Here is a 12911-nt window from a genome sequence, read left to right as displayed (position 1 = left end):
CGTTACCCACAAGTAGCATGGGCCCTGAGCGCGCGCTCAGCTCTTGCGCGTCGCAGCAGTGCCATCCCGCACCCTGGAGGAGAGCCATCGTGCCTCGTACCGTCAGGGATGTCGTCTTCGTCGACGGCGTCCGCACCCCGTTCGGCAAGGCGGGCCCGAAGGGCATCTACCACGAGACCCGCGCCGACGACCTCGTCGTGAAGGCGATCCGGGAGCTGCTGCGCCGCAACCCCGGCCTCGACCCGAAGAAGATCGACGAGGTCGCCATCGCCGCGACCACGCAGATCGGTGACCAGGGCCTGACCCTCGGCCGCACGGCCGGCATCCTCGCCGGTCTCCCCCAGTCCGTCCCGGGCTACTCGATCGACCGCATGTGTGCCGGCGCCCTGACCGCCGTGACGACCACCGCCGGTTCGATCGCGTTCGGCGCCTACGACGCCGTCATCGCCGGTGGCGTCGAGCACATGGGCCGCCACCCGATGGGCGAGGGCGTGGACCCCAACCCGCGCTTCGTCAGCGAGAAGCTGGTCGACGAGTCCGCCCTGTTCATGGGCATGACCGCCGAGAACCTGCACGACCGCTACCCGACCATCACCAAGCAGCGCGCCGACGAATACGCCGTGCGCTCGCAGGAGAAGGCCGCCAAGGCCTACGCCGACGGCAAGATCCAGCAGGACCTGGTGCCGATCTCGGTGCGTCGTACCAACCCCGAGGCCGGCGAGACCGGTTGGGGCCTGGTCACGGCCGACGAGCCGATGCGCCCGGGTACGACCCTGGAGAACCTCGCCGGTCTGAAGACCCCGTTCCGCGTGCACGGCCGGGTCACCGCCGGTAACGCGGCCGGTCTGAACGACGGCGCCACCGCCTCGATCATCGCGAGCGAGGACTTCGCCCGCGAGAACAACCTGCCGGTCAAGATGCGCCTGGTCTCCTACGCCTTCGCGGGCGTCGAGCCCGAGGTCATGGGCTACGGCCCGATCCCGGCCACGGAGAAGGCCCTCGCCCAGGCGGGCCTGTCCATCTCCGACATCGGCCTCTTCGAGATCAACGAGGCCTTCGCCGTCCAGGTCCTCGCCTTCCTGGAGCACTACGGCATCGCCGACGACGACGCACGCGTCAACCAGTACGGCGGCGCCATCGCCTACGGCCACCCGCTGGCCTCCTCCGGTGTCCGTCTGATGACGCAGCTGGCCCGCCAGTTCGAGGAGCAGCCGCACGTCCGCTACGGCCTGAACACCATGTGCGTCGGCTTCGGCATGGGCGCGACGGTCATCTGGGAGAACCCGCACTTCGAGGGGGACAAGTGAGCACCACCGCTGAGCTTCTGAAGGGTGCGGCCGAGCTGTTCCCCGACGAGGTCGTGACGTCCGCGCACGTACGCCACCTCGACCTGCCGTTCGGTGCCGGGCGCTTCGCGCTCATCACGCTGGACAACGGCTTCGACCACACCAAGCCGACCACCTTCGGCCCGGCCTCGCTGGCGAACCTCGACACCGCCATCGACCAGGTCGAGGCGGAGGCCGCGGCCGGCGACATCGTCGGTGTCGGCATCACCGGCAAGCCGTTCATCTTCGCGGTCGGCGCCGACCTCAAGGGCGTCGAGCTGCTGAAGAAGCACGACGACGCGCTCGCCATCGGCAAGGGCGGCCACGAAGTCTTCAAGCGCCTCGCGGGCCTCGCGGTCCCGACCTTCGCGTACTACAACGGTGCCGCCATGGGCGGTGGCGTCGAGGTCGGTCTGCACTGCGCCTACCGGACCGTCTCCAAGGCGATCCCGGCGTTCTCCCTGCCCGAGGTCTTCCTCGGTCTGGTCCCGGGCTGGGGCGGCTGCACGATCCTGCCGAACCTGATCGGCGCCGACAAGGCCGTCTCGGTGATCATCGAGAACAGCCTGAACCAGAACAAGCAGCTCAAGGGCCAGCAGGTCTTCGACCTGGGGATCGCCGACGCCATCTTCGAGGGCGCCGACTTCCTGGAGCAGTCGCTGATCTGGACCGCGAACGTCCTCAAGGGCGACATCGAGGTCGAGCGCCCGGTGATCGACCGCGGTGAGGGCTGGGACCAGGCCGTCGCCAAGGGCCGCTTCATCGCGGACTCCAAGGTGCACGGCGCGGCCCCGGCCGCCTACCGTGCCCTGGACATCATCGCGGCCGCCAAGAACGGCGACCTGCAGCAGGGCTACGACGCCGAGGACACGGCGCTCGCCGACCTGATCATGGGTGGCGAACTGCGCTCCGGCATCTACGCGTTCAACCTGGTGCAGAAGCGCGGCAAGCGCCCGGCCGGTGCCCCGGACAAGAACCTGGCGCGCCCGGTCACCAAGGTCGGCGTGGTCGGCGCGGGCCTGATGGCCAGCCAGCTCGCCCTGCTCTTCCTGCGCCGCCTGGAGGTCCCGGTCGTCCTCACGGACATCGACCAGGAGCGCGTCGACAAGGGTGTGGGCTACGTCCACGCCGAGATCGAGAAGCTGCTGGGCAAGGGCCGTATCAACCAGGACAAGGCCAACCGCCTCAAGGCGCTGGTCACCGGTGTCCTGGACAAGGCCGAGGGCTTCGCGGACGCCGACTTCATCATCGAGGCCGTCTTCGAGGAGATCGGCGTCAAGCAGACGGTGTTCGCGGAGGTCGAGGCGGTCGCCCCGGCACACGCGATCCTCGCGACCAACACCTCCTCCCTGTCGGTGACGGAGATGGCGTCGAAGCTCAAGAACCCCGAGCGGGTCGTGGGCTTCCACTTCTTCAACCCGGTCGCCGTCCTCCCGCTCCTGGAGATCGTCCGGGGCGAGCAGACCGACGACGCCTCGCTGGCCACCGCCTTCGCGGTCGCCAAGAAGCTGAAGAAGACCGCGGTCCTCACCAAGGACGCCCCGGCGTTCGTGGTGAACCGCATCCTGACCCGCTTCATGGGCGAGATCCAGAACGTCATCGACGAGGGCACCCCGGTCGAGGTCGCCGAGAAGGCCATCGAGCCGCTCGGCCTGCCGATGTCCCCGCTGGTGCTGCTGGAACTGGTCGGCCCCGCGATCGGTCTGCACGTCTCGGAGACCCTCAACCGGGCCTTCCCGGACCGCTTCAAGGTCTCCCCGAACCTCGCGGCCGTCGTCAAGGCGGGCAAGCGCGGCTTCTACGTCTACGACAGCGGCAAGCCGGAGCTGGACCCCGAGGTCGCGGCGCTGCTCAAGCAGGGCGATGTCGTCCTGACCGAGGAGCAGGTCCGGGACCGCGTCCTCGACGCGGTGGCCCAGGAGATCGGTCTGATGCTCGACGAGGGTGTCGTGGCCGAGGCCCAGGACATCGACCTGTGCCTGATCACCGGCGCCGGCTGGCCCTTCCACCTGGGCGGCATCACGCCGTACCTGGACCGTGAGGGCGTCTCGGAGCGGGTGAACGGCAAGAAGTTCCTGGCTCCGGGCGTGGCGTCGGTTCCCGCGTAACCGTCGTACGCACGTGAAGAGGGCCTCCGCTTCGGCGGAGGCCCTCTGTCGTCGCGTTCCTACGACCGCCAGGGCCCCAGCGGGCTTCCCGCGGTCGGCGACAACTGGCGGCGGACGCGCAGCTGTCCGTCGGTGCCGATGACGGCCACGACCAGGGCGCCCGTCGCGTCGTACGCCATGGCCGGAGCGTGGGCGATCATCTCCCCCGTCTCGTGCCAGTGCGTCCCGGAGACGTCCTTGTCCCGGTCGGGCAGGGAGACGACGAGCCGGCCACGGCTGCCGCGGTGGGCCAGGAAGGCCTCGCGGGCGCCGCGTTCGGGGGCCCACAGCGCGGCGACGGCGCCCGTGCCGCCGTGGCCCCCCAGTCCCGCGCCGGAGCCGGGCCAGCGGCCGTCGGCGTGCTGGCGGTAGGCCATGACCTGCTGGGTGCCGGCCTCCCGGAAGTAGAGGCAGGTGCGGCCGCCGCCCGAGTCGACGGCGGTGATCCCGCCGGTCGCCGGCCGGCCCGTCTGCAGGGTCTCGTCCAGCAGGAAGGGACCACCGGGCTCGGCCTGGTGCCAGCGCCACACGGTGTTCTTGCCCGGCACGTACAACTCCACCGTGCCACGCTCGGTGACCAGGGCGGTCCCGGCGTCCTGGACGAAGCTGCCGCCGAGGGCCTCCCAGGGCAGCCAGGTGCCGTCGGCCTCACGGCGGCGGCAGCTGATGCCCTGGTCGAAGTCGCGGACGAAGACGTACAGCCGGCCGGCCGCGTCGACCGCGGCGGACGGCACGCCCACCTCCCGCTGCCGACGGCCGTCACCGTGTGCCCAGTCGGGGTTCTCCAGAGTCTGCCAGCCGCTGAAGCCGTTGCCGCCGGGGTCCTGGGCGGTGTGCACGACGTCCACGGTCACCCCGCTGCCGACCACGTTCTGACGGCGCAGGCCCACGAGTTCGGCCGGACCGCCCGGCAGCCCGGTGACAGCGAGCGTGGGCGCGATCCAGCCGTCGCCGAGGACGAAGGGGCCCTTCCACTCACCGCCCGCCGGACCGGTCTCCGTCCAGAAGGCGAGCCGGCCGGCCAGCACCCCGAAGGCGTTGAGTCGCCCGGCCGGCCCCAGGCGCAGCCAGTCGGTCGTCGGGGAGTATCGGTAGGCGGCGCTCATCATGTGCGTGCTGCGGTACGGGTTCGGCCCCAGCTGCCGGTCGCCGCAGGTCCGGCAAGTGCCGTGCGGGCAGACCGTGGGGGCGTCGAGGCCGCCGTACGTGGCCAGGTACTCGGCCTTCTCCGCGACCGCGGCCGAGTCCAGGTTGTAGCCCCAGAAGCGGTTGGCGTAGGCGCGATAGTGCTCGACGACCGGGTTGTGGCCCGCCTCCCGGTGCCGGGTGAGGGCGGCGAGGGCGAACTGGGAGGTCGTGGTGTGGTCGACGTGGTCGGAGCAGACGAACTCGCTGCGGCCGCCGTCATGTTCCGGGTCGGGGTCCATGGTGCGCACCGCGGTGGGACGGACATGGCTCATGAGGGCGGTCAGGGCGGCGATCACCTGCTCGCGGGTGACGTGCTGGACCTCGCCGACGGTGCATCCGTGCACCGGCAGCGTGGTCTGGGTGCGCACGGCGCCCTCCCACAGTTCGTGGAGCCGGGTGCGGGTGCCGCGTTCGGTAGGGGCGCCCATGTGCAGCTGCAGGAAGTAGAGGCACACGGAGTCGTGGTCGACGAGCGTGAACCGCTCCGCCGCGAACCCGGGCACGAGGTCGACGGGTTCACGCCGCCAGGGGTGGTCGCGGTTTCCCGTGGCCATGCGGGCGTAGGCGGAGCGCAGCCCGCAGCCGCGCTCGGTGCTGTAGCGGACGAAGTCCGGTACCACCGCCGCGCGTTGGGGCTCGTTGGTGTCGACGTTGATGCCGTCGGCCTCGCCCGCCGTGACGATGACCGTGGTGATCCGGTCGCCGTCCTGCAGGGAGCGCACCAGGTCCGGGTTCATGAAGTACAGGTCGTCGTCCTGGTGGGCGACGATGTGCAGGATGGAGCGGGTGGGTTCGGTCATCGGCCCTCCTCGGCCGTCGGGGTCGGCGGGGCTCATCGGTCGACCACGTTCATGGCCATGGCGCCCGAGGCGGAGCAGTAGGGCCGCACCCACACCGGGCGGGCCGGGTGAACCACGGCGTACTGCGAGGCCTCGTCACCCACCAGTGGGACGGACGGGTAGACGTAGGCGCCCTTGACGTCGGGAAAGTCCTCCAGCAGGTGGCAGACGCGCATCTTGCGGCGGTCGAACGGGTCGGGCTGCAGCCACCAGTCCCAGTCCTCCCAGCGCTCCAGGCGGTGGTCGACGACCCGACGCAGCGGCGCCTCGGCGCGGAACGACTGGCGGCCCAGGACCTGCACGGGCACCGAGAAGCTCCGCCCGTGCCGGCCGCGACGGCTGACGATGAACAGGGCGCCGGGCTCGATCCGGCGTCCGCCGGTCAGCACGCCGCGCAGCGTGATGGCGCCGTCGCCGACCTCCACGCCGGTGCACTCGACGTGTTCCTCGCGCAACACCGTGCGCAGCATCAGCCGCCCGTTGGGCTGCGCGTAGGGCAGGTTCCAGCCGACCGGCCCGGTCGGGGGGCGGGCCACCAGGCGGGCGCGGGCGTCGATGAGGGCGCGGGTGTCGCGGACGCCGGCCTTCATGTGCACGGGCGAGGACTTGGGGGCGCTCATCGTCACCTGCCAGCGTCCGTCCCCGAGGTCGTCGAGGGCCGTCGGCGTGAGGACGGCCGTGTAGCGGGTGCCGCCGTTGTCCAGGTCCGTGCGGGAGGTGCGCAGCGGGAGGTCGGGGCGGCGGTCGCCGTCGGCGGTCTTGTGGCGCAGCACGAACTGCCAGCGGCGGCGGCCCTCGGCGGGCCCGTCGGCGGTGAAGCGCAGCCAGCCCGCGTCGTCGGCGGTGACGTCCACGGTGGCCGCGCCGAGCGAGACCGGCGCCACCGTGAGCTGCTCGGCTCCGGTCTGGCGGGGCCCGGCGGGGGCGCGGTAGCCGCGGTGGGCGGCGGCACGGCGGCGGGCGGCGTCCTCGAACAGCTCCAGATAGCGGTCGGCCACGGCCGACGGGTCGAAGCGCGCCGCGTTGCGCAGCGCGGCGGCGCCCATGACGCGGCGCAGCGGTTCGTCGGCCATGAGGCGGCGCAGGCCCCAGGCGATGCCCTCGACCTCGCCGTTGGGCACGAGGAAGCCGTCCTCGCCGTCGGCCAGGATCTCCCGGGGGCCGACGGGGCAGTCGGTGGAGACGACGGGCAGGCCGCAGCGCATCGCCTCGACCAGCGTCATGCCGAACGACTCGGCGCTCGACGTGACGGCCGCGATCGAGCCCTTGGCCCACTCGGACTCGATCGGCGAGAAGCCGCCCATGAACAACGCCCGCCCGGTCAGGCCCAGTTCGGTGACCAGGGTGCGCAGCTTGCCGGCCTCGCCGCCGTCGCCGTAGATGCGCAGCTGCCAGTCGGGGAACTCCTCGGCCAGTTGGCCGAAGGCGCGGATCAGCAGGTCGTACCGCTTGATCTGGTGCATGCGGCCCGCGCTGACGACGACCTTGCGCGAGCAGTCGGACGGCTCGACGGACGGCTCGGGGACGCTGTTGGGGATGCCGACCACGGGGATCCCGGGGATCGGCGTGTTCTCCATGAAGGAGCGGGCGTCGGCCTCCGTGACCGTCGTGATCGCGTCCAGTCGCGGGTAGACCCGGGCCATCTCCGCGCGTACCGCGGGCGGGATGGCCAGGTGGGTCATGTGCTCCTGGGCGACGCGCAGGGCGCCGTCGCGGGTGTGGGCGGCGACGAAGAGGTTGAGGCTGGGCCGGGTGCCGACCACCACGTCGGCGGACGTCTTCTGCAGTTCGCGGATGATGCGGCCGTCGGTGAACCTGCTGTACTGGGCGTAGAACTCCTCCTGGCGCGGCACCACTTCACTGGGTTCGTCGCTGCCGGCGGCGCCCCGGTCGGCGGAGCCGGGACGCAGGTCGACGAGGGCGCGGACGGTGACGCGCGGGGAGATCTCGAACTTGGTCGCGGTGGCACGCCGGAAGACCGAGACGATCTCCACCTCGTGGCGGACCGAGAGCGCCTCGGCGAGGTTGATGACGGTGCGGTTGGTGCCGCCGATGCCGTAGATGTTGTTGATCAGGAAGGAGATCTTCACCGGACCTCGCCCTCCTTGCGCTCGAAGGGGCTCGGCACCGGGTAGTAGGCGCGCAGGAACGTGTTGAGCATCCGGGTCTGGCGGTCCACGTCGTGGCCGTCGGAGAGGGTGTCGTTGATGCAGAAAGCCTGGCGGTCGCGGCGGGCCAGCAGGATGCCGAGCCGGCGCTGGATCTCCGGCTTGGCGAGGTCGAGGTAGGCGAAGGTGATGTTCGAGGGCACGGCGCGGCCGGTGAAGTAGGCGTAGTAGTGGTACAGCGAGGACGGGATGGAGATGTCGGTGGCGCTGCGGAACCTGCTGTGCGAGGTGTTCCAGTGCTCCTCGGCGAACTCGCGCTCGATCTCGTGCAGCACGCTGCGCCGCAGCGCGTAGGGGGCGTGCCGCAGCTTCTGCACGATGGCCGTGCCGAACTGCTCCAGCAGCAGGCGCCGGTTGTTCTTGCCGGCCGCGTCGACCGGGCGGTCGACGGGGCTGCGGTCCCACCGGGGCACCTGGGACGGCGAGAAGAAGGTGCGGGTCATGCCGTTGGACAGGAAGAAGTCCTGCGGGGTGACGGGGCTGCCCAGGAACATGTCGTCGTTGAAGTAGAGGAAGTGCTCGGACAGGCCCTTGATGTGGTGCAGACGGCTTTCGATGGCGTGCGAGTTGAAGGTCGGCAGCGCGGCCGGGTCGTCGAAGATCTCCGAGTGGTCGACGACGGTGAGGCGCGGGTGGCTGTCGTGGAGCCAGGCCGGGCGCTGACGGTCCGTCACCAGGTAGACGTGGCGCACCCAGGGGGCGTTCTGCTCCAGCGCGCGCAGGGAGTAGCGCAGTTCGTCGCGGCTGATGTAGCGGGCCGCGTTCGCCGACTCGGTGTGGTAGCCGCCCTCGCCGTAGGCGCCGCGCCGCCGCTGCCAGGCGGGGTCGCTGCCGTCGACCCAGGTGTAGACGACGTCCACGGGGAAGCGCACGTCCTCGGGCAGGGGTTCGGCGCAGGGGCGGATGGTGCGCACCGAGCGGGTACGGCGGGTGTGCAGGGCGGCGAAGCCGGTGAGCCTGCTGATGGGGACGGTGACGCGGGGCTCGTCGGGTGCGACGTCCTCGGTGACGCGGTTGGGCCGCGGGGCGAGCAGGCGTCCGTCCTCGGGCTGCCAGAACTCGATGTCGCAGCCGTGCTCCAGGCCGAGGACCAGGGAGCCCGCCGGGTCGCTCCACACCATCCCGATGCGCAGGACGGCCGCCTGGCGGGCCAACTGTCGGCCGCCGCGCGATCCCGCCAGCACGGTGCGGCCCTGCGCGGCCTCGCCACGACAGGCCCGCAGGTAGACGGGGCTGCCCTCGGCGCAGCGCTCCAGCACCTCGCCGACCCGGTCGCGGTCGGCCTCGGCGACGGCGAGGCAGGAGCGGAAGTCGGAGGCGCCGCGCACCGCGAAGTAGTCGACACCGGCCTCCTCGAGGGCGGTGACGACGAGTTCGAGGTTGGCCTCGCGCAGGCCCAGCGGGGACACGGTCGGCCGGACCAGGGCGATCCGGGCGCCGTGCCCGGTGAGTGCGGCGAGCCGCTCGCCCGCGCCGGACAGATGCGGCCAGCGGCGACGGGCCCGGGCGCCACGGACCATGCGGGCGCCCAGGCTGACGGTGTGCAGTCGGCGCAGCAACTGCTTGAGCACCATGCGCAGGCGCACCGGTACCCGGCGTGCGACACGGCGTCTGAGGCCCGCGGGGACCAGGGTGCGGTACGCCCCTACCGCGGCGGATGCCTCGGGGTTGCCCATGCTCACGGCCGGCTCCCCGCCTCGTGGTGCTGGTCGATGGTCTGATCGCGCTCGAAGACACTGGGGACGGGGAAGTAACGGTGCAGGAAGCGCACGACGGCCTTGGTGCCGCCGCGGACGCGTGCCTCCTCGGTGCCGAGGCCGAAGAACTGGATCTGCTGGGTGTCGCGGCGGATCAGGAGGCGTTCCAGGTGGGTGCCGATGCCCGGCAGCGCCGCGTGCAGCGCCACCGACGCCTCGCCGGACGGGTCGGCCACTCCCGCGGTGTGCCCGACGTGGTGGACCACGCCGTCCAGGGGGTGCGTGCCGGGTACGGCGGGCAGCCACTGCCCGTCGTCCAGGGGCAGCGGTGCGGCGCCGGACTCCATGAGCCGGGCCAGTGTCTCGGCACGGTGCGGCTGCGGGCCGTGCGCGTAGCCGTGGGTGGTGACCCGGCCGCTGGCCGAGAACGCGGTGCGCGTCCACGGGGCGAAGGACTCCTGGGCGTTCCAGGGGCCGCGCCGGGGGCGGGTCGCACCGTTCGGGGTGAAGTAGTCGAAGGGGCGGACCGGCCGGCCGAACAGGGCTCCGGGGCGCAGCAGCAGGAAGTGGTCGGCGAGGTCGGGCAGTTGGTGCAGATGCCACTCGGAACCCGGCCGGGCGCGGACCACGGTGAGCCGGTCGTCGGCCTGCAGCCAGGCCGGCGGCTCCGCCTCGGCGACCAGGTGGACGACGTCGACCCAGGGGGCGTACTGGTGCAGGGAGCGCAGCGCGGCCCGCAGCAGTTCCTCGCCCCACGGGGTGGGGTGCTGCCACAGCAGGACCGCGTCCACGGGGAAGGTGATCTCCTCGAGGCGGGGGACGTCGAAGTTCTCCAGCGTGATCGTCGGCTCCATGTCGCCGTCGATGTCGCAGTAGCCGGACAGCCGGTCGAGGCCGATCTCCACGCCGGGCGCGTCGCTGGGCACGGCACGCTGGACCCGGTTGGGGCGCGGGCCGATCAGCCGCTCGACGGGCAGGTCGGTGTTGGCGGTCCAGAACTCGATCTCGATGCCCTGGTCCTCGCCCACCCAGAGGTTCCCGGTGGGCTCGGTGCGCAGCCAGGTCAGGCGGATCACCTTGGCCTTGCCGTAGTGCTTCCACGCCTTCACATGGCTGCCCGGGATGTCCCGGGTGTCGTTCTGGGAGGGCGAGACGGAGACGACGTAGCCGGTGTGTTCCTCCAGCAGCGCGCGGAGCACCCGGCGGACGGCGCCCTTGTCCTGCTGGTCGACGGCCAGGCAGATCCGTCGGTCGTCGAGGGCCGGGACCGCGAACCAGGGGATGTCGGCGGCATCCAGGGCGTGGGTGACCAGGTCGTGGTCGAGCCGGCGGGCCCGGTCGACGGTGAGGCCGGTGTGCACATGGCCGACCCTGCCGTCGGGTGCCTGGGTGCGGCTCTCGGAGTGGCCGAACTCCGCCTTGCGCACCCGGCGCAGGGCCCTGCGGTGCAGCCGGGCCTCGCGGCGGCTCAGGGTGCGGGCGAGCCGCCGCTTGACCTTGCGCCGCACGCCGACGGGCACCGTGGTCGCGGCGGCGGAGCGTACGGGCTGGGGGACGAGGCGTTTGTAGACGTTGACCGCGGAGCTCATGGACGTCGGGTCCGGCACGTCATGAACTCCGTTTCATCGCTCGTGGGGGCTGGGGGTGGGGAAGTAGGAGGTGAGGAAGCCGTCCAGCAGCTCCGTCTGCGCCTCGATGTCCTCGGGTGTGGAGAAGGCGTCGTTGAGACAGAAGGAGTCCTGGTCCCGGCCGTCGAGCAGCCGTTGCAGCCGGTCCGCCAGGTCCGGCACGGCCAGCTGGAGGTAGGTGAAGGGCATCGAGCCCGGTTGGGCCCGGCCGGTCAGTGCCGCGTAGTAGAGCGCGAAGGACGAGGTCGGCGACAGGTCGGTCATCGCCCGGAACCTGCTGCCCGCGGTGCGCGCCCAGGCCTCGGGGAAGTCCCGCTCGGCCTCCTCCATCGCCGAGCGCCGCAGGGCGTACGGGATGTGCTCCATCGGCTGGGTGATCACCTTGCCGAAACGTTCCAGCAACAGGGCGCGGTTGTTCTTGCACGCCGCGTCGACCGGAGTGTCGGTCTCGGCGACCGGGCCCTGCGGAATGCGGTTGCGCGAGGGGAAGTAGCGCGCCGTGCCGCTCGGCGTGAAGAAGGCCTGCGGGGCCACCGGACGGCCGATGAACATGTCGTCGTTGAAGTACAGGAAGTGCTCGGCCAGGCCCTCGATGTGGTGCAGCTGCGACTCGATCGCGTGCGAGTTGAAGACGGGCAGCACCGAGCGGTCGCGGAAGATCTCGCGGTGGGTGGCGATGCGCACCCCGGGCACGTCCTCGCGCAGCCAGGCCGGGACCTGGTCGTCGGTCACGATGTACACGGTGCGGATCCACGGCGCGAACAGGTGCAGGGAGCGCACCGAGTAGCGCAGCTCGTCGCGGCTGATGAAGCGGGCGTCGCTCGCGGACTCCGCGTGGTAGGCCTCGCCCTTCGCCTGCGCCTTGCGCCGCTGCCACGCGGGGTCGTTGCCGTCGACCCAGGTGTAGACGGCGTCGACGGGGAAGGCGATGTCGTCCGCACAGTTCACCAGGAACTCGGGGCGCGTGGGGAGCGGGGGAGCGAGGTGGCGCGGGGTCCAGTCGGAGACGAACCGGCTGAACAGCCGGGCGGACCCCAGGACGTTCCCGCCGTCGGCGGCGACGGCCCAGGTGGCCCGGTTGGCGCGGGGCGCGAGGAGGTACGTGCCCTGCCGCTGCCAGAACTCGATGGCGCAGCCGTACTCGTGCCCGAGCAGCAGGTGCCGACCCGGGTCGGTGCGGTACCAGCTGATCTGCAGGACCCGCGCGCCGGAGACGTCACGCCAGGCCTTGGGGTCACGGGAGGAGACGGGCTTGGCCGGCCGGGGCGCGTCCGGATCGATCACGCTGAGGTGCCCCGGGTACTGGCTCAGCCCGCGGAACACCACGCCGAGCACGCGGTCCCGGTCCTCCTCGGCCACGGCGACGACGGTGCCGTGGTCGGAGGTGCCGCGGACGGCGAAGTGGGCGACGCCCGCCGAGTCGAGCAGCGCGGTGAGCGCGGAGCGGTTGGCCTCGCGGGCGGCAAGCGGTGTCAGTCCCGGCTCGACGTAGACGTCGCCGTGCTCCGCGGTGACCGTGGTGGGCCCGGTCGCCGCGGGACGCTGCCGTTCGGCGCCTCGCGGGGTGCGGTCCGTCACACCCTCCGCCTGTCCGACAGCACGGTCGGAGAGGGTCGTCACGCCGCTCGCCCCCCACGGGCCGACGCACGCACCAGCACAGCCACCCCTTGACCCCGTCCATGGCGGCACCGGGCCACCATGGATTTCACTACGAAGATTTAACCTTCACATGACCGGCACATCATCATCAAGCGCTTACTTCGCTGTCAACATCACTCGGAAATGACAGAAAACACATACAACCCTTACGTTCCTCTGAACGTCTGATGACCGGTGGATGTGTGTCCACCACCGCAGACGGGCCCGGCCTCTCCCCCCCCACTCGTGCCCTGAGCTCCTGACGACCACGGCATCGAGCC

At 71.5% G+C, this 12911-nt stretch carries 7 protein-coding genes; 2 read left to right on the top strand and 5 right to left on the bottom strand.

Annotation, left to right across the window (positions count from 1 at the left end; translation table 11 throughout):
* Positions 1–89: 89 nt before the first annotated feature.
* Together AB0I54_RS04525 and AB0I54_RS04520 are read left to right on the top strand one after the other, a co-directional pair.
* Positions 90–1307: an acetyl-CoA C-acyltransferase gene (locus tag AB0I54_RS04525; RefSeq protein WP_363294395.1), complete on the top strand. Its 1218-nt coding sequence runs from the start codon at positions 90–92 to the stop codon at positions 1305–1307.
* A complete protein-coding gene (locus tag AB0I54_RS04520) occupies positions 1304–3433 on the top strand; it encodes a 3-hydroxyacyl-CoA dehydrogenase NAD-binding domain-containing protein (RefSeq protein ID WP_363294394.1) in 2130 nt (709 codons plus the stop codon). The genes AB0I54_RS04525 and AB0I54_RS04520 overlap by 4 nt, the downstream gene beginning before the upstream one ends.
* Before the next feature lie 59 nt (positions 3434–3492).
* Here the strand turns inward: AB0I54_RS04520 and AB0I54_RS04515 are convergent, their stop codons facing one another.
* From AB0I54_RS04515 to AB0I54_RS04495, 5 genes are read right to left on the bottom strand one after another with little or no spacing between them, the layout of a single operon-like run.
* Positions 3493–5460 (bottom strand): hypothetical protein, encoded by a 1968-nt coding sequence (locus tag AB0I54_RS04515; RefSeq protein ID WP_363294393.1) that lies wholly within the window; start codon positions 5458–5460, stop codon positions 3493–3495.
* A 32-nt stretch (positions 5461–5492) separates the two neighbouring features.
* Positions 5493–7589 (bottom strand): glycosyltransferase family 4 protein, encoded by a 2097-nt coding sequence (locus AB0I54_RS04510; RefSeq protein WP_363294392.1) that lies wholly within the window; start codon positions 7587–7589, stop codon positions 5493–5495.
* Positions 7586–9343, bottom strand: a complete 1758-nt coding sequence (locus AB0I54_RS04505) for a stealth family protein (protein ID WP_363294975.1) — start codon at positions 9341–9343, stop codon at positions 7586–7588. The genes AB0I54_RS04510 and AB0I54_RS04505 overlap by 4 nt, the downstream gene beginning before the upstream one ends.
* Positions 9344–9345: 2 nt before the next feature.
* Positions 9346–10971, bottom strand: coding sequence for a sugar phosphotransferase (locus AB0I54_RS04500; protein WP_363294391.1), 1626 nt, complete (start codon positions 10969–10971; stop codon positions 9346–9348).
* Positions 10972–10986: 15 nt separating this feature from the next.
* Positions 10987–12612 carry a stealth family protein gene (locus AB0I54_RS04495; protein ID WP_363294390.1) on the bottom strand — a complete coding sequence of 542 codons (1626 nt, stop codon included), beginning with the start codon at positions 12610–12612 and terminating at the stop codon, positions 10987–10989.
* Positions 12613–12911: the final 299 nt, after the last annotated feature.

The sequence above is a fragment of the Streptomyces sp. NPDC050625 genome (genome assembly GCF_040654755.1).
Classification (GTDB): Bacteria; Actinomycetota; Actinomycetes; order Streptomycetales; family Streptomycetaceae; genus Streptomyces.
Note: the sequence above shows the minus strand (reverse complement) of the source record. Positions and strands in the feature narration are given on the sequence as shown.

What these genes read in the sequence shown, in the direction of transcription:
- AB0I54_RS04515 (WP_363294393.1), bottom strand. Translation starts at nt 5,460, where the DNA reads ATGACCGAACCCACCCGCTCCATCCTGCACATCGTCGCCCACCAGGAC.
- AB0I54_RS04505 (WP_363294975.1), bottom strand. Translation starts at nt 9,343, where the DNA reads ATGGGCAACCCCGAGGCATCCGCCGCGGTAGGGGCGTACCGCACCCTG.